The 17,166-nt window shown below is 62.9% G+C and carries 13 protein-coding genes; 8 read left to right on the forward strand and 5 right to left on the reverse strand.

Annotated elements, in window-relative coordinates:
- Nucleotides 1–13: 13 nt before the first annotated feature.
- Together PspTeo4_RS24195 and PspTeo4_RS24200 are read right to left on the reverse strand one after the other, a co-directional pair.
- Nucleotides 14–3,421: a tetratricopeptide repeat protein gene (locus PspTeo4_RS24195; RefSeq protein ID WP_322366284.1), complete on the reverse strand. Its 3,408-nt coding sequence runs from the start codon at nt 3,419–3,421 to the stop codon at nt 14–16.
- Nucleotides 3,422–3,895: 474 nt separating this feature from the next.
- Complete coding sequence (locus tag PspTeo4_RS24200; RefSeq protein ID WP_322366285.1) at nt 3,896–4,948, reverse strand: flagellin; 1,053 nt, start codon at nt 4,946–4,948, stop codon at nt 3,896–3,898.
- A gap of 289 nt (nt 4,949–5,237) precedes the next feature.
- Here PspTeo4_RS24200 and PspTeo4_RS24205 point away from each other — a divergent pair, with 289 nt between their 5' ends.
- Both PspTeo4_RS24205 and PspTeo4_RS24210 read left to right on the forward strand, forming a co-directional pair.
- Nucleotides 5,238–6,062, forward strand: coding sequence for a motility protein A (locus tag PspTeo4_RS24205; RefSeq protein WP_322366286.1), 825 nt, complete (start codon nt 5,238–5,240; stop codon nt 6,060–6,062).
- Nucleotides 6,059–6,925, forward strand: a complete 867-nt coding sequence (locus PspTeo4_RS24210) for an OmpA/MotB family protein (protein ID WP_322366287.1) — start codon at nt 6,059–6,061, stop codon at nt 6,923–6,925. Before PspTeo4_RS24205 ends, PspTeo4_RS24210 begins: the two co-directional genes overlap by 4 nt.
- Nucleotides 6,926–6,938: 13 nt before the next feature.
- On the opposite strand, the gene PspTeo4_RS24215 is transcribed toward PspTeo4_RS24210, so the two are convergent.
- Nucleotides 6,939–8,321 (reverse strand): PLP-dependent aminotransferase family protein, encoded by a 1,383-nt coding sequence (locus PspTeo4_RS24215; RefSeq protein ID WP_322366288.1) that lies wholly within the window; start codon nt 8,319–8,321, stop codon nt 6,939–6,941.
- Nucleotides 8,322–8,573: 252 nt separating this feature from the next.
- Between PspTeo4_RS24215 and PspTeo4_RS24220 the strand changes: the two genes are divergently transcribed.
- Entirely contained in the window at nt 8,574–9,359 is a 786-nt protein-coding gene (locus PspTeo4_RS24220) for a sulfite exporter TauE/SafE family protein (RefSeq protein ID WP_322366925.1), read from the forward strand.
- A 24-nt stretch (nt 9,360–9,383) separates the two neighbouring features.
- A complete protein-coding gene (locus tag PspTeo4_RS24225; RefSeq protein WP_322366289.1) occupies nt 9,384–10,145 on the forward strand; it encodes an SDR family NAD(P)-dependent oxidoreductase in 762 nt (253 codons plus the stop codon).
- Nucleotides 10,146–10,402: 257 nt separating this feature from the next.
- Here PspTeo4_RS24225 and PspTeo4_RS24230 read toward each other — a convergent pair whose 3' ends face one another.
- Entirely contained in the window at nt 10,403–10,672 is a 270-nt protein-coding gene (locus tag PspTeo4_RS24230) for a DUF3077 domain-containing protein (RefSeq protein ID WP_322366290.1), read from the reverse strand.
- A 4-nt stretch (nt 10,673–10,676) separates the two neighbouring features.
- Nucleotides 10,677–10,946 carry a hypothetical protein gene (locus PspTeo4_RS24235; protein WP_322366291.1) on the reverse strand — a complete coding sequence of 90 codons (270 nt, stop codon included), beginning with the start codon at nt 10,944–10,946 and terminating at the stop codon, nt 10,677–10,679.
- A gap of 556 nt (nt 10,947–11,502) precedes the next feature.
- Here PspTeo4_RS24235 and fdnG point away from each other — a divergent pair.
- Genes fdnG through fdhE form a run of 4 tightly spaced genes read left to right on the forward strand, consistent with a single transcriptional unit; the run spans nt 11,503 to nt 17,108 of the window.
- The gene (gene fdnG / locus PspTeo4_RS24240) at nt 11,503–14,571 is read left to right on the forward strand and encodes a formate dehydrogenase-N subunit alpha (RefSeq protein ID WP_322366292.1); all 3,069 of its coding nucleotides are present in this window, start codon (nt 11,503–11,505) and stop codon (nt 14,569–14,571) included.
- Complete coding sequence (fdxH, locus tag PspTeo4_RS24245) at nt 14,571–15,524, forward strand: formate dehydrogenase subunit beta (protein WP_322366293.1); 954 nt, start codon at nt 14,571–14,573, stop codon at nt 15,522–15,524. Before fdnG ends, fdxH begins: the two co-directional genes overlap by 1 nt.
- Nucleotides 15,521–16,177 (forward strand): formate dehydrogenase subunit gamma, encoded by a 657-nt coding sequence (locus PspTeo4_RS24250; RefSeq protein ID WP_322366294.1) that lies wholly within the window; start codon nt 15,521–15,523, stop codon nt 16,175–16,177. The genes fdxH and PspTeo4_RS24250 overlap by 4 nt, the downstream gene beginning before the upstream one ends.
- A gap of 4 nt (nt 16,178–16,181) precedes the next feature.
- Nucleotides 16,182–17,108: a formate dehydrogenase accessory protein FdhE gene (fdhE, locus tag PspTeo4_RS24255; RefSeq protein WP_322366295.1), complete on the forward strand. Its 927-nt coding sequence runs from the start codon at nt 16,182–16,184 to the stop codon at nt 17,106–17,108.
- Nucleotides 17,109–17,166 lie beyond the last annotated feature (58 nt).

Here is a 17,166-nt window from a genome sequence, read left to right on the forward strand (position 1 = left end):
GCGTCAGCGTCGCTTAGCTGGCGTAGGCCACCTCGTTATAGCTCGACACCATCCAGGTCAGCAGTTCTCTGGGGATTTCAGCCATCGGCTGCAAGTCGAAACGGGCCATGCGGCCGATGTGCGCTGTGGGCTTCGCCAGGCGCTCGACCACGTGATAGTGCGGTCGGTCTAGGTAGTCGTCGAACAGCACGATGGTGGGCTTGGTGATGCGCAGGCAAGCGGTGACGAAGCAGGCGACGCGGAAGCGCCCATCGATCAGCACCACATCGGGCGCCTGGAAGCCTGCCTCATCCCACACCTGCAGCGGGTAACGATGAAAGCGTTTCCATCCCGAAGCATCGCGGGGCCTGGCCCAGGCACCGGTAGCGCCCACATCCACCGGGTGCATGCGCGGCGGCGATGGCAGGTCGGCCGTGTCGATCAGGTGCTGCATCTGCTCGGCCCAGCGCAGGTCGTTCTCGACCGAGAACACGGTCTTGCCCTCCATGCGTCCGGCCAGCAGGGTAGAGCCGCCGCTGCCGTATTCGAGAATCACCGAAGCTTTGGCGTAGATCGACTCGACATACTTAGCCACTTCCGCTGGGAACGTCAGCTGCGGTTCCTGTAATGGCACTTGCGGTGCGGGTGGCGCGAATGTTGGCGGCGCTTTACGAGAGGCCTCTAGCACGCTCAGGTTGAGTTGGCAGTATTTCAGGTAGCGCTCGGCAACGTCACCCTCCAGCTCGCGCAGCAATTGCAGCGTCGCGTCTTTTGCGTCGAAGACGGTGTGCAGCAGAAACGCCAGCTTGCGCCGCGGGTTCTCGCCAAGGCCGGCCATGCGTTCCTTGCTGGGCAGGAACAGGGCATCGGCACACACCAGTTGCGATGCGCCGAGCGTCGCACTGGCCGGGTCGTCGGTTGCGTAGCTGCGGTACTGGAGGTTGTGCAGCCGGTAGAAACTGAAGCCCAGTGGCATGAGCCGCTGGCACAGGTCGGCGATGCTCGGCTGGCCTTCATGGGTGGCGGAAAAGTTGAAGCGCGCCTGCACCAGCAAGGTGTTGGCCAGCGTGCCTGTGCCGTGGTCGATGGTCGCCAGGCTGTCGTTGAGGTTGTCCAGCAGCAGCCAGTCCAGCGTGTCGAGCCCTTCGATGGCGTCCAGTCGAAGCGTTGGCAGCTTCACGCGGGCCAGTACTTGTGGCATCGGCCCTTTGCTGGGCGCTGGCAAGGGTTCGAGTGTGGCGCTCAGCGCCGGGTCGAGGCAGGCGCGCAGTGTTGCGGGGCGGCCGTTGCCCAGGGCGGTATTCGGGTAATAGTGCAGCTCGCCCAGCTGCTTCAACTGGCTGGCGTTGCTGATGCGGCTGCTGGGGTCGAAGGCGATGGTCGACAGCACGCCCAGCCGCTGCAGGGAAACGTAGCGCGGTGAGCCCAGCAGGGCGGCGCCGTGGTCCAGGGTGACGATTCGGCCCTTGAAGCTGAAACTGAACTCGCCTTGCGCGGCAGGTGCTGCGGGGTGCTGAAGCCGCACGGCGTCGTGCTCATCTTCGAAGAAGGCGCTGCCGTCCTTGTTCAGCGTCAGGGCGGCAGCAGGCTTCGCGGCACAATGGCGCTGCCAGATGGCGCGCAAGGCATTGCCCAGATGCGAAGCGAACCGCTGGCTGTCGCAGACCGGCGAGCTCATCAACTTGTCGCGCAGGTGGTTGCGGATGGTCGCAAGGCTCGGCAGGTCGCGGGCCAGCGATGCAGCGCGTTGCACGTACGCGTCCCAGCTGTCGACCACCAGTTCGGGCAGGCCAGCATTGACCAGGTGAGTGGTGGAGTGGCGACCGGCAAAGGTGGGGCCGGGCAAGGTCACCACCGGTACGCCCATCAACAGCGCTTCGCAGGTGGTCAGGCCACCGGAGTAGGGCCAGGGGTCGAGCGCGATGTCGACACGGTTGTAGCTCTCCAGCAGGCTCTTGTGACCCACCGGGCCTTCCACCTGCACACGCTCGGGAGCGATGCCGCGCCCTTGCAGAACGCGTTGCACGTGCTCGCGCAGTTCGGGGTTGGCGAAGGCGCCGCCCTTGAGCAGCAGACGCGAATCGGCAACGGCGTGCAGCAGGTCTGCCCAGTGGCTGAGCAATTGGTCGTTGATCTTGGTCGGGTTGTTGAAACAGCCGAAGGTGACGAAGCCGTTGCTCAAGGCCGGCAGCGATTTTATGTCTGGCGTGTAGACCGGCGGGTCGTAGCAGATGTAGTCGTCCGGCAGGCGAATCAGCTTCTCGGTGTAGAAGGCATCCTCGCCGGGCGGCGACTCGAGGGCATCGGTCAGCAGGTAGTCGATGGCCTCAAGGCCTGTGGTGTTGATCAGCCCTCCGACCCACTTCACCAACAGAGGTGCCGGCTGCAGGGCCATCGTGCCCATGCGGTTACCGGCATTGTGGCCGCTGAGGTCGATGAGGATGTCGATGCGGTCGTCGCGAATCTGCTGCGCCAGGCGCTGATCGTCCATGTGCCTGATGGGTTGCCAACCCTGAACGCGCGCGCGTATGCGCCGGGTCAGGTGGTCGCTGACCTGGCTGCTGCTGTAGGCCAGCAGCTGGAACTGGTGGCGCGGCAGGCGTTCGAGCACGCCGACGATCATGTTGCCGACCGGGTGCTGGCGCAGGCCGTCGGATACCAGGCCGACCCGCAGCGGTTTGTCCGGCGCAAGGTTGTCTGCCAGTGGGCGAGGGGGGACGCAGGCCGGGCCGAAACGCGTCTGCCACTCCTTGCACACCTCGAAGATGTACTCGCGGCTGCGGTTCGGGTCGTAGTGCAGGCTGGTCAGGCGGTTGGAGTAGGGCAGCACATCCTTGCGCCCGGCCAGTTCAATAGCCCGGCGATAGTGCTGATCGGCCAGCTCCAGCTGGCCGATGTCCTTGTACAGGTTGGCCAGGTTGTTCCAGTGGCTGTAGTCCTTCGGTTCCTGGTCGATCAGCAGCCGAAACACCTCGATGGCCTCGCCGAAGCGGTCGAGGCGATTGAGGATCAAGCCCTTTCTGGCCAGCAGGCGGCAGTCGTTGGGTTGGTTTCGCAGCGCCAGGTCGACATGTTCCAGCGCTGCGGGGAATTGGCCTTTTTCGAAATGCAGGGTCGCCATGCGGTGGTGCGCGGCGGAGCACTCGGGCGCCAAATGGATGGCCCTCGTAGCGAGGGACAGGGCGCGTTCGAAGTCGCCCAGTTTCTGCGCGGCCTTGGCCACCAGTTCAAGTACCAGCGGGTCGTCTGGGGTGAGCTTCAGGGCGTGTTCGTAACTGGCCAGGGCCTGCTCTGGAGCATCGCCCAACTGCAGATTGCCCAGGGTTTGCCAGGCCCGCGCATCATCGGGGCGGCGCTGGCAAATGCGTTGCGCTTCGCCCAGGTTCAAAGGCGGGGGAGATAGGCGGGGTTTAGGGGGTCGAGCGCGCTGGGGCTTGGGCATGGGAACGGCCTTGTGGCGTAGGAAAACAAGCCCGAATGCTATCCCTGCGCAGGGTTGGGCAAAGCCCGGATAAGCCACCTGCCAACCTCGGGATTTTGCCCATTGGTGGTGCGAGTGCCTGTCTTGGGTTTTGTGGAGGGGCGGATATCGAGCGCCGCCCGCGCGGCGCATCGCGAGCAAGGCTCGCTCCTACGTTTGTTTACGGCCAGTAACGCCTGTGGCAGGCGCGCGCGACCGCCTTGTGCGTACGACTCGATATCAAGCCATGCGCCAAGGCGTTCGCGCGCAAATCCCACAGGCTTAAATTGGCCCGAAACAAACGTAGGAGCGAGCCTTGCTCGCGATGCGCCGCGCGGGCGGCGCTCGATCTTCCAAACGCCGGAGATGTCCTGGCGAGCCCTTTGCACCACCAACAAAAAAGGCGCAGCTCGCGCCACGCCTTCAAATGGCAACCAAGGTTGCCAATCACCAGCCTTACTGCAGCAGCGACAGCATCTGCTGCGGCATGGAGTTGGCCTGGGACAGTACCGAGGTACCGGCCTGTTGCAGAATCTGCGCGCTGGTCATCGCCGACACTTCAGTGGCGTAGTCCACATCCTGAATACCGGAGCGGGCGGACGTCAGGTTGGTCACCGTGGTGGAAATGTTGGTGATCGCCGAGTCGAAGCGGTTCTGGATCGCACCCAGGTCCGAACGCATGGAGTCGATGGTGTACAGCGCGTTGTCCAGCGAAGTCAGGGTGTTGGTGGACTTCTTGGTGACCGCGTTGTCGGTGTCGATGGTGATGGTCGCGGTGGTGGTGGAGCCGCTGGTGGTGGTGTCCACTTCGGCCGCGTAGGTCTTGCCACCCACGGTGAGGAAGTAGTTGCCGTCGGCGTCCTGCGACAGGGTGCCGCCGCTGACGGTGGTGCCCGAGCTGTCGACGTAGCTGGTGTTGGTGGAGGTGATCGCGGTGCCCGAAGCGTCGTTCAGGGTGACAGCGGTCAGCGTGGTGTCGTAGCCGTTGACGTTGAAATCGCCCAGACCCAGGGTCTCGGCGTTGATTTCGCTGAGCGAGATTTCGATGGTTTCACCGTCGTTGGCGCCCACCTGGATGCTGATGGTCTGGTCCTTGGCCAGGACATCCACGCCGTTGAACGAGGTCTGCTCGGAGATACGGTTGATCTCGTCCAGACGTTGGGTGATTTCATCCTGGATCGACTGCAGGTCGGACTGCGAGTTGGTGCCGTTGGACGCTTGAACCGCCAGCTCACGGATACGCTGCAGGTTGTCGTTGACCTGGTCCAGCGCGCCTTCGGTGGTCTGTGCCAGGGAGATGCCGTCGCTGGCGTTGCTGCTTGCCTGCTCAAGGCCGGTGATCTGCGAGCTCATGCGGTTGGCGATGGCCTGGCCGGCGGCGTCGTCGGAGGCGCTGTTGATCTTCAGGCCCGAGGACAGACGCTCGATCGAGGTGCTCAGGCTGCTTTCCGAAGCGCTCAGGTTCTGTTGGGCAATCAACGAGGTGATGTTGGTATTGATGACAGACATCGTGTGGTTCCTTTTCGTGGTTGGGCACTTGTGACAAGCACGGGTCCGGCGCTCCACATTTACAGCGCCTTGGTCTTGCTGACAGCGCGAACATCGGCGCCCGCAAATCTCACCTTTAGCGCCACACCGAAAAAAAGTTGCCCAGCTGCTCCACCCACCACGACCCCGTCATCCCGTCGCGCAAACTCGCCGCGAAAAGTGGCTGTATTAGCCCCTTTGCCCGTTGGCCCTTGCCGCTATAAAGCGACGCAACATTATTCAACGGCCGGGGGCCGTCCACGGAGTGTCCATGAACCCATCGACCCTGATCGGCCTGTTCGCCAGCCTGCTGTTGCTGGCAGTGCTGATGATGTTCTGCGCGCAGCAGCCTGCGCTGCTGATCGACCTGCCGAGCCTGGCCATCGTGCTGGGGGGCACTTTCGCGGCCACCTGCATCAGCTATCCCATGGCCGAAGTCCGCCGCATCGGCCGCCTGCTGGTCACCGTTCTGCGTACCGAGCGCGAGCGTGCGCTGCACGATATCGACGACCTGGTAAGCCTGGCCCGGCGCTGGGTCGATGGCGACAGCCGCGCGGTGGAGAAGGCGCTGGCGCAGGTGCAGAACCCGTTCCTGTGCTCTGGCGTGCAGCTGTTGGTCGACCAGGTGGCGGAGGAGGACATCCTTGAAATCATGCAATGGCGCATCGCCCGGCTGCGGGCCAAGGAGCAGGCCGAAGCGCAGATGTTTCGCGTCATGGCCAGCTACGCCCCGGCGTTCGGCATGCTCGGCACCCTGGTCGGCCTGGTGAACATGGTCTTCGTGCTGGGCGATGGCGACCTGGGCAGTGTTGGCAGGCAGATGGCGATGAGCCTGACCACCACGCTGTATGGCGTGCTGCTGGCCAACCTGTTGTTCAAGCCGGTGGCGGTCAAGCTCGAGCGGCGTACCGAGCGGCGGGTGGTGCTGATGAACATGATTCTGCAAGGCATCTCGATGATGGCCAGAAAGCGCAGCCCCGGCCTGATGCGAGAAACCCTGAAGACGCTGGTCGATCACCAGCAGGACGAGTTGCAGGAGGAAAGTGCCCGGCGTATCGACCCGACGCTGTTCGCGGTCTGGCGCAAACGCCCATGAGCCTGCTCAATGCCTCGCACAACAGTGTGGCTGACAACCGACACTGGCTGGCGCATCAGCGCGCGCTGGAAGTCGAACTGATGAAGGCCCGCGAGCGGCAGTGCAACCTCAAGCGCTCGGCCATGGCGCCAGACTGGCTGGGCGGTACGGCAGCGGAGACCGATGCCGAGGGCTGGATGATGACCTATCTGGACCTGATGACGCTGCTGCTGGTCATGGTCCTGGCCATGCTTGCCCAAGCCATGATCAGCCGCAACCAGCCGACGCAAGTGCCGTCTGAACTGTTCCAGCCACTCGATATGGCCCAGCTGACAAGAGTCGATCCGCCGGGGGCACTGCTGCGCGTTGCGCCGATCGTGCCCGAGCCGCCACCCGTAATCGAGGTGCCGCCTGTCACCGAAGTTCCAGTCACCCCGGCGCCGGAAGAGCAAAGCAACCCGCTTGCCGAGCTACCCCTGGACCAGTTGGGCAGTGATATCGAAGTGATCCGCAATGAGCGCACTGTCAGCTTCCGGATCGACAGCAGCATCCTGTTCCACTCCGGGCAGACCGACCTCGACCCGAGGGGTTTGCAGGCCCTGCAACGCCTGGCTGGCGTGTTGAGCGGCATCCCCCACCGGATCATCGTTGCCGGCCATACCGACAACCGCACCATCCGCAATGAGCGCTACCCCTCCAACTGGGAACTGTCCGGCGCCCGGGCCGGCAGCGTCGTGCGCTACCTGCAGCAACAAGGCATCGCTGGCGCCCGGCTCACCGCCGTTGGTATGGCCGACACCCAGCCGTTGGCGGACAACGCCGATGCGCAGGGGCGGGCGAAAAATCGGCGGGTCGAGTTGACGCTGGAGCGCGCTGAGCCGTGAGGTCAGTCCCGGCTCAGTAGAACAGTCGTGGCTCTGGCGAATCCAGCAAGCTGGCCAGCTTGGTCAGGGCGAAGCTCAGTTCCTGGCGGCTGGGTGTCATCAGGGCAATGCGCACACCGCAGGTGGCTGAGGTTCGTTCCGGCAGGAACTGGCTGCCACTGACCACCGTCACCCCATTGTTGCGAGCCAGGTTGGCGAACTCGTCGCTGGTCCAAGGCTCGGGCAGCTCCAGCCAGATATGGAAGCTGTTGGGCTGGCTGCGAATGTTGTACTGGCCGAGGATTTCCCGAGCCATTTGCTGACGTGCCGCAGCTTCGTTCTGCTGCACCTGGATCAATTGATCGGCCTTGCCGCTGTTGATCAGGTTGCTGGCCAGTTGGGCCATCAGCGGCGAAGGCATCCAGACGCTGCTGCGCACCATCGACGACAGCCGCGACAGGGTTTGCGGCGGGGCATACAGGTAGCCGATGCGCAGCGCCGGCAGCACGCTCTTGGACAGGCTGGTCAGGTACACCGAACGCTCGGGCGCATAGGCGGCCAGCGGTTTGTAGTCGGGGGCCGGCTCAAGAAAACCGTAAATATCGTCATCGATGATGAACAGGTCGAACTCGCGGGCGATCTGCGCAATCGCCTCGCGCCGTTCGCGGGGCATGATCGAGTTGGTCGGGTTCTGGTGGGTGGCGACGCAGACCAGCAGGGCAGGGCGGTGCTCACGACAAGCTGCGCGAAGAGCCTCCGGGATCAGGCCGTGCTCGTCCATCGCCACGCCGCGCAGACGGCGCCCCATGCTGTGGGCCAGTGAAATGATGCCCGGGTAGCAGAACGACTCGCACAGAATCACATCGTCGCTTTTCGACAGGCTGCTGATGGCCACCAGCAGGCCATGTTGCGCGCCAGAGGTCAGCACCACCTGCTGCCAGCGGGCTTCGGGCAGCCAGCGCTGGATCCAGGCCGCACCCGCCTGCTTGTGCGTCGCATGGCCACCTTCGGTGACGTAGTCCAGCACCTGAGCCAGGTCGGGGGACTCGGCCAGCTCGTTGATCGCACTGCGCAGCCAGTCGGCCGTGTGCGCGTCATGGGGCTTGATGATCGAGAGGTCGACCTGGTCGCTTTCGCTTGGAACAGGGCCTGGGCGAGCAGATGACGCGCTGACGCTGGCCTGCTGCTGCACGAACGTGCCGCGGCCTACTTCACCCACTACCAGACCACGCTTGGCGGCTTCGTCGTACGCCCGGCCGATGGTGCCAGGGGTCACATTCAATGACTCGGCCAGCTCCTTGAGCGTTGGCAGGCGATCGCCCGCTGCCAGGCGGCCATTGCCGATGTCCTGTTCGAGGGCGTCGGCGATCATCAGGTAGACCGGTTGCGACAGGTCACTGTAACGAGGAACCCACATGGGAATGGCACCAGAATCCGCGAGAGCGCGAAAGCCTAGCACGAAAGGTCAAATCGAGTTAATTGCCATTGCTTGCGGGCTAATTACATCGATTGACCCGTTAAGGCCCTTCAAATACCTGCCCTATCTGGCAGCTCGATCCTGATCTACAAAAACATTGAATCGATTCAATTTTTGCAATTACTATGATTGAGTCGATGTAATGTGAAGGCCCACCCTGTATCAGGATCAATTGGAATGGAATCTATCGCGATGGAACTGTCAGGCACCTTCTGGGCGGAACATTGGTTGTTGGCGATCCTGCTGCTTGGCGCAATCGCCTTCATCGCCGGCTTCGTGGACAGCATCGCCGGTGGCGGCGGGCTGTTCCTGGTGCCAGGTTTTCTGCTGGTGGGCATGCCACCGCAGGTCGCCCTTGGCCAGGAAAAACTGGTGAGTACCCTGGGCACGCTGGCGGCCATCAGAAACTTCCTGGCCAACAGCAAGATGGTCTGGCAGGTGGCGTTGGTCGGTGTGCCGTTCTCGCTGCTGGGTGCCTACCTGGGCGCGCACCTGATCGTGTCGATCTCCCAGGAAACCGTGGGCAAGATCATCCTGGCGCTGATTCCCTTCGGCATCCTTATCTTCCTCACACCCAAGGATCGCCCGGTCGAAGAGCGTGAGCTGTCGACGCGCATGCTCTATACCGTGGTGCCGCTGACCTGCCTCGTCATCGGCTTCTATGACGGCTTCTTCGGCCCGGGCACCGGCAGCATGTTCATCATTGCTTTCCATTACCTGCTGCGCATGGACCTGGTGTCCAGCTCGGCCAACTCCAAGACCTTCAACTTCGCCTCGAACATCGGCGCGCTGGTGGCCTTCGTGATGGCGGGCAAGGTGGTCTACCTGCTGGCCGTGCCGCTGGTGCTCTGCAACATCCTCGGCAACCACATGGGCAGCGCACTGGCCATCCGCAAGGGCAACGAGGTGGTCCGCAAGGCCCTGGTGTTCTCGATGCTCTGCCTGTTCACCAGCCTGGGCGTGAAGTACCTGGCCTGACCCCTCGACCTTTGGAGATACCTGATGAAAACAGCATTCGTAACCGGCGCATCCTCCGGGTTTGGCCGCGCCATCTGCCAAGTTCTGGTCAAGAAGGGCTACCGCGTGATCGGTGGCGCCCGGCGCACCGACAAACTGCAAGCGCTTGAGGCCGAACTGGGCGACAACTTCATCCCGCTGACGCTGGATGTCACCGATGCCCGGTCGATTGCCTCTGCGGTGGAGCAGATCAACGAAGCGGCGCCTAGCATCGACGTGCTGGTCAACAACGCTGGCCTGGCGCTGGGCGTCGAGCGTGCCCAGGTCAGCAGCGCGGAAAACTGGCAGCGCATGATCGACACCAACATCACCGGCCTGGCCATGGTGACCCATGCGGTGCTGCCGCAGATGGTGGCGGCCGACAGTGGCATGATCATCAACATCGGTTCGATTGCCGGTACTTACCCCTACCCAGGTGGCAATGTCTACGGTGCCAGCAAGGCCTTTGTCCGCCAGTTCAGTCTCAACCTGCGGGCCGACCTGGCTGGCACTCGGGTGCGCGTCAGCAATATCGAGCCGGGGCTGTGTTCGGGCACCGACTTCTCGGTGGTGCGCCTGAACGGTGACCTGGCTGCAGTGGATGCGCTGTACCGCGACGTGCAGGCGATTCTGCCCGAGGACATCGCCGCGACCGTGGCCTGGATCGCCGAGCAGCCGGCGCATGTGAACATCAATACCGTTGAAATGATGCCGGTGGCGCAGAGCAGTGCGGCGTTGAATGTGGTGCGTAACCTGCCGCGTTGCTGAGCGGAGCATATCTTCGGCAAATTGCCTCCTACAGGTAGTGGTTAACCTGTGGGGCAGGTTGCTTGGTTAAAATCCCGAAGCTTGCGACGTTCTGGTGGGAGCTGGCGCCAGCCGGCGATGGGACGCATTGCGGCCCCAACTGTGGTGGCCTTGGTATCGTTGCGAGCGCTTCGCACTCGATCGCAGGCTGCCGCCAGCTCCCACGGGGTTTAACACCCGATGTTGTAGTTAGCTTGCCGGCGATTGGCCCCCGAAGGTCAATGCAACCGGTTCTTGCTCATCTCGATTTCATTCATCAGCGCCTTGGCCAAGGCCGTCAGATAATCTGCTGCGCCCAGCAGCTTGTGGTCATCTTCCATGTCGCCCTCACGCACCAGGTGCTTGATATAGCCGAGTAAAACCGAGACCTGCTCGTAGGCGTCGTCAATCGGCACGCCGGGCTGTACTCGCAGCAAGTTGATGGGCGGGTTGCCGACTTCAAGGAAGGTTTCCACGCCGATGGTGGTGATGTTGGGTTCGTCGGCCATGTCGTCACTCCTTGGCCTGCTGGCCGAAGAGCCGAGTCTGCACATGCTCAACCAGCGAATAGGCAATCTCGCTGGCATGCATCGCATTGCCCAGCATGTTCAGCCCAGGTTCGCCGGCGCGGGCGCGGCAGTGTTCGTCGATGGTTTCGATGACGCCGCGTAGCAGCTCACTGACGTGGGCGAGGGCGTCGGGTGGGTACATGTCGGATTGGACGGTGAAGAAAGGGGTGGTGACCGGGGTGCGGTGGGGTGGGTCGGGTACGATCTTTTTCATGGCAAATCTCTTGATTTCGTGACCGAGAGCTGCGACCCAAACCTTCTCACGGGTTTAGGGTGGCAGCGGTGTACGGGGTGAGAACCCGGAGAAATCAAGCAAAACCCGGCCAGGACGAAGCCTGCCCGTACACAGCTGCCATAAAAGATACTGCTGCTTGAAATCTTGCGGGTTCTCACACCCGGTCGCCGAAACGACCCGGAAACGTTATCCGTGAGGCATTTCCCCGACAACAGCGATGGTTCAGCAGCGCGCGTAGGATAATTCCCAAGCATGCTGGTCTTGAAGCATTTGGTTTCAGGTTCAGAAATGTCTTACAGCCGCTGGCCTCTTCGCGGGTAAACCCGCTCCCACAGGTGCGGTGCAGCTTCAGGGGTCGGCATTAATCCTGTGGGAGCGGGTTTACCCGCGAAAGGGCCTTCAACCCTGACCCACGTCATCGCACTTCCCTGATTCTTGTCTAGTCTTAACAGTTGGCGGCATTTATTTGCCACCACCGTGATGACCAGAGGCGCCGGCCATGTTCTGGCGCCCGAAACCTGATCAGGAGTGCACGATGGACCTCAACCGTCGGCAGTTCTTCAAGGTCGCCGCCGTCGGCCTTGGAGGCTCGAGCCTGGCGGCGTTGGGCATGGCCCCGACGCCGGCATTCGCCGAGCAGGTGCGCCACTTCAAGCTGGCGCACACCAAAGAAGCTCGCAATACCTGCCCCTACTGCTCGGTCGGCTGCGGCCTGATCATGTACAGCCAGGGCGATGCGGGCAAAAACGTCAAACAGAACATCATCCACATCGAAGGCGACGCCGATCACCCGGTCAACCGTGGCACCCTGTGCCCCAAAGGTGCCGGCCTGCTCGACTTTATCCACAGCCCCAGCCGCCTCAAGTACCCCGAAGTGCGCAAGCCGGGCAGCAAGGAGTGGGTGCAGGTCAGCTGGGATGACGCGCTCGACCGCATCGCCGACCTGATGAAGCAGGACCGCGATGCCAACTTCATCGAGAAGAATGCCCAGGGCCAGACGGTCAACCGTTGGCTCACCACCGGTTTCCTCGCTGCATCCGCCGCCTCCAGCGAGGCAGGCTACCTGACCCACAAGGTCATCCGCGCAACAGGCATGCTGGGGTTCGATAACCAAGCGCGTGTCTGACATGGCCCGACGGTGGCAAGTCTTGCCCCGACGTACGGCCGTGGCGCCATGACCAACCACTGGTCCGATATCGCTAACGCGAATCTGGTCCTGGTGATGGGTGGCAACGCAGCAGAAGCGCACCCGTGCGGCTTCAAGTGGGTGACCGAGGCCAAGGCGCACAACAAGGCGCGGCTGATCGTGGTCGACCCGCGGTTTACCCGTACCGCCTCGGTGGCGGATTACTACGCGCCGATTCGCACCGGCAGCGACATCGCCTTCATGGGCGGGCTGATCAACTACCTGCTGAGCAACGACAAGATCCAGCACGAGTACGTGCGCAATTACACAGATGTGTCGTTCATCGTCAAGGAAACCTATGGTTTCGAAGACGGGCTGTTCAGCGGCTACGACGCGGCCAAGCGTGTGTATGCCGACAAGTCCGGCTGGGGCTACGAGATTGGCGAAGATGGCTTCGCCAAGGTCGACCCGACCCTGCAGCACCCGCGTTGCGTCTATCAGCTGATGAAGCAGCACTACAGCCGCTACACCCCGGAAGTGGCAAGCATGACTTGCGGCATGCCGCAGGACGCCATGATGAAGATCTGGGAAGAGATCGCCACCTGCTCGGTACCGGGCAAGACCATGACGATTCTCTACGCGCTGGGCTGGACGCAGCATTCGATTGGCGCACAGATCATCCGCAGTGCGGCAATGGTGCAGTTGCTGCTGGGTAACGTCGGCATGCCCGGTGGTGGGGTGAACGCCTTGCGTGGCCACTCCAACATCCAGGGCCTGACTGACCTGGGGCTGCTGTCGAACTCGCTGCCGGGTTACCTGACCCTGGCGGGCGATGCCGAGCAGGACTATGCCGCCTACATCGACAAGCGCGCTTCCAAGCCGTTGCGTCCAGGGCAGCTGTCGTACTGGCAGAACTACGGCAAGTTCCACGTCAGCCTGATGAAAGCCTGGTATGGCGCCAATGCCACCGCCGAAAACAACTGGGGCTACGACTGGCTGCCCAAGCTCGACGTGCCGGCCTACGACGTGCTGCGCATGTTCGAGATGATGGGCCAGGGCAAGGTCAACGGCTACCTGTGCCAAGGCTTCAACCCGATTGCCGCGTTGCCGGACAAAAACCGCGTAACCGCAGCCTTGGGCAAGCTCAAGTGGCTGGTGATCATGGACCCGCTGGCCACCGAGACCTCGGAGTTCTGGCGCAATGCCGGGCCGTTCAACGATGTCGACACGGCCAATATCCAGACCGAAGTCATTCGCCTGCCCACCACCTGCTTCGCCGAGGAGGACGGCTCGCTGGTCAACAGCAGCCGCTGGCTGCAATGGCACTGGAAAGGTGCCGACGGCCCGGGCGAGACCCGCACCGACGTGCACATCATGAGCGAGCTGTTCCTGCGCCTGCGTCATCGCTACCAGGCTGAAGGCGGTGCGTATCCAGACGCCATCATGAACATCAATTGGCCGTACAAGGTTCCCGAAGAGCCATCGCCCGAGGAGCTGGCCAAGGAGATGAACGGCTGGGCCGTGAGCGACGTTACCGATGCCACTGGCGCGCAGCTTAAAGCGGGCCAGCAGCTGTCGGGCTTCGGCCAGCTCAAGGACGACGGCAGTACTGCTTCGGGCTGCTGGATTTTCGCCGGCTGCTGGACCGAGCAGGGCAACCAGATGGCCCGTCGTGACAACAGCGACCCGTACGGCATGCACCAGGTGCAGAACTGGGCCTGGGCCTGGCCGGCCAACCGGCGCATCCTCTACAACCGCGCCTCCTGCGACCCACAGGGCAAACCATGGGACCCAGAGAAAAAACGCCTGGTGTGGTGGAACGGCAAGGCCTGGACCGGTACCGACGTGCCGGACTTCAAGGTCGATTCGCCACCGGAGGCGGGGATGAACCCGTTCATCATGAACCCTGAGGGCGTGGCGCGGTTCTTCGCCGTCGACAAGATGGCCGAGGGGCCGTTCCCCGAGCACTACGAGCCGTTCGAGACGCCCATCGGCATCAACCCACTGCACCCGCAGAACAAGAAGGTCGTCAGCAACCCGGCCGGGCGGGTCTTCGACTCGGTGTGGGACACCCTCGGTACGCACGACGAGTTCCCTTACGCGGCAACCACCTACCGGCTGACCGAACACTTCCACTTCTGGAGCAAGCATTGCCGGCTCAACGCCATTGCCCAGCCCGAGCAGTTCGTCGAGATCGGCGAGGTGCTGGCCAACGAGAAGGGCATCAAGGCCGGCGACCGGGTGCGGGTGTCGAGCAAGCGCGGGCATATCGACGCGGTGGCGGTGGTGACCAAGCGGATTCGTCCGCTGCAGGTCAACAACCAGACCGTGCACCAGATCGGCATCCCGTTGCACTGGGGCTTCACCGGTTCCACCCGGCACGGCTACCTGACCAACACCTTGGTGCCGTTCCTCGGTGATGGCAACACCCAGACGCCGGAGTCCAAGTCGTTCCTCGTCAAAGTGGAGAAACTCTGATGGCCAGCCAAGACATCATCGCCCGCTCGGCCACCACCACCGTACCGCCCTCGGTACGTCAGCAGCAGGAAGTGGCCAAGCTGATCGACACCACCAAGTGCATCGGCTGCAAGGCTTGCCAGGTGGCGTGTTCGGAGTGGAACGAACTGCGTGACGAGGTCGGCCACAACCATGGCACCTACGACAACCCCCAGGACCTGACCGCCGAAACCTGGACCCTGATGCGCTTCACCGAGCACGAGCGTGACGATGGCAACCTGGAGTGGCTGATCCGCAAGGACGGCTGCATGCACTGCGCAGACCCAGGTTGCCTGAAGGCGTGCCCAAGCCCGGGGGCGATCATCAAGCACGCCAACGGTATCGTCGACTTCAACCAGGACCATTGCATCGGCTGCGGTTACTGCATCACCGGCTGCCCGTTCAACATTCCGCGCATCTCGCAGAAAGACCACAAGGCGTACAAGTGCACCCTGTGTTCCGACCGTGTGACCGTGGGCCTGGAGCCGGCCTGTGTGAAGACCTGCCCAACCGGGGCGATTGTCTTCGGGACCAAGGACGAGATGAAGGTGCATGCCGCCGAGCGCATCGTCGACTTGAAGTCGCGGGGCTACGACAACGCCGGCTTGTACGACCCGGATGGCGTCGGTGGCACCCACGTGATGTATGTGCTGCACCATGCCGACACGCCGAAGCTTTATGCCGGTCTTCCGGACCAGCCGGTGATCAGCCCGTTGGTCGGGCTATGGAAGGGCTTTACCAAGCCGCTGGCACTGCTGGCCATGGGCGCGGCGGTGCTGGCCGGGTTCTTCCACTATGTGCGGGTCGGCCCGCAGCGGGTCGAGGAGGACGAGCACCCCGTACCGCCGCCCGCTGATGGCGTGCACCAGGTGGACCCGACGGTCCATGTCTATGACCCGAAACGGCCCGGCGGGCAGGGGGAGCAGCGGCCATGAACGACGACAAGCCAATCTTGCGTTACAACGCCAACGAGCGCAGCAACCACTGGGTGGTGGCGATTCTGTTCATTCTGGCTGGGCTGTCGGGGCTTGCGCTGTTCCACCCGGCGTTGTTCTGGCTCAGCCACCTGTTTGGCGGTGGGCCCTGGACGCGCATCCTGCATCCGTTCATCGGGGTGGCGATGTTCGTGTTCTTTCTCGGGTTGGTGCTGCGCTTCTGGCGCGCCAACTTCATCACCGCCAACGACCGCCTGTGGCTGCGCCGCATCGACCGGGTGATGCTCAACAAAGAGGAGGGCGTGCCGCCAATCGGCAAGTACAACGCCGGGCAGAAGCTGCTGTTCTGGACCCTGCTGGCGTGCATGCTGGTGTTGCTGGTCAGTGGGGTGGTGATTTGGCGGGCGTACTTCAGCCATTACTTCGACATCGGCGCCATTCGCCTGGCCACCTTGCTGCACGCCCTGGCCGCCTTCGTGCTGATTCTCAGCATCATCGTGCACATCTATGCCGGGATCTGGATCAAGGGCTCGATCGGTGCAATGTTGCATGGTTGGGTGAGCCGCACCTGGGCGCGTAAACACCATGAGTTGTGGTACCGCGAAGTGACCGGCGACAAGACGCCGACCCATCACGGACGTAAAGAAGGATGACCGTTTGAGCACGATACTCGAACCCGGGCAGATCGAAGCATCGGCGGTGATGCCGCCGTTTCTTCATCTGCCACCCGCCAACCTGTTCGAACTGCGTGCAGTGCGGCTGGAGCACTTATCCACAGGGCATGCCTTGGGTGACTACCTGCGGCTGGTCGCTCGGTTGTGCCGCATTCAGCAGCAGCTTGTGGATAACCCACCCGGTGGTTTGCCGGTGGCCGAAGAACGCCAGCGCCTGTGTATAAGTCACGGGTTGCCGCCGTTGGCGGCTGACAGCCTGGTGCGCGAAGGCCCTTGGCTGGTGTGGTTGCAGGCACTGCTCGATCACTTCGAATACGAGGCCGACGGCCCTCTGGCCGAAGCCTTGCAGACCTTGCGCAACGGCGATGAAAGCCAGCGTAAAGGCTGGGGCATCGCCTTGCTGGCTGGCCAGTACGATGCCGTACCGGCGGCGTTGGTACCGTTCATCGGTGCTGCGGTGCAAGCAGCCTGGTCCAGTTGGCTGCTGGCGTTGCCTGCGCCGGAGCTAAAGCCCGCCGGCAGCCTGGCCCAGTGCCCGGCCTGCGGTTCGCCGGCCATGGCCGGTATGGTGCGTAACCGAGGCAAGCACAATGGCCTGCGTTACCTGGTCTGCTCGTTGTGTGCCTGTGAATGGCATGTGGTGCGGGTGAAGTGTGTGTACTGCGAGTCGAGCAAGGATTTGCGCTACACCAGCCTCGATGATGATCGCCATGCACCGGGCAAGGCGCCGCTGCGGGCGGAGTGTTGTCCTGGGTGTGATACCTACTTGAAGCAGCACTATCTGGAGAACGATGCGGGCGCTGAAGCGCTCGCTGACGACCTGGCCAGTTTGGCGCTGGACATTCGCCTGGATGAAGAAGGCTTCCACCGCCTGGCACCGAACCTGATGCTGGCGCCAGGCAGTGGGTGAGTGTCTACACTTCAGCATCGAGTCGCCCCATTCGCGGGTAAACCCGCTCCCACAGGTA

This window comes from Pseudomonas sp. Teo4, from assembly GCF_034387475.1.
In the GTDB taxonomy this organism is placed as follows: domain Bacteria; phylum Pseudomonadota; class Gammaproteobacteria; order Pseudomonadales; family Pseudomonadaceae; genus Aquipseudomonas.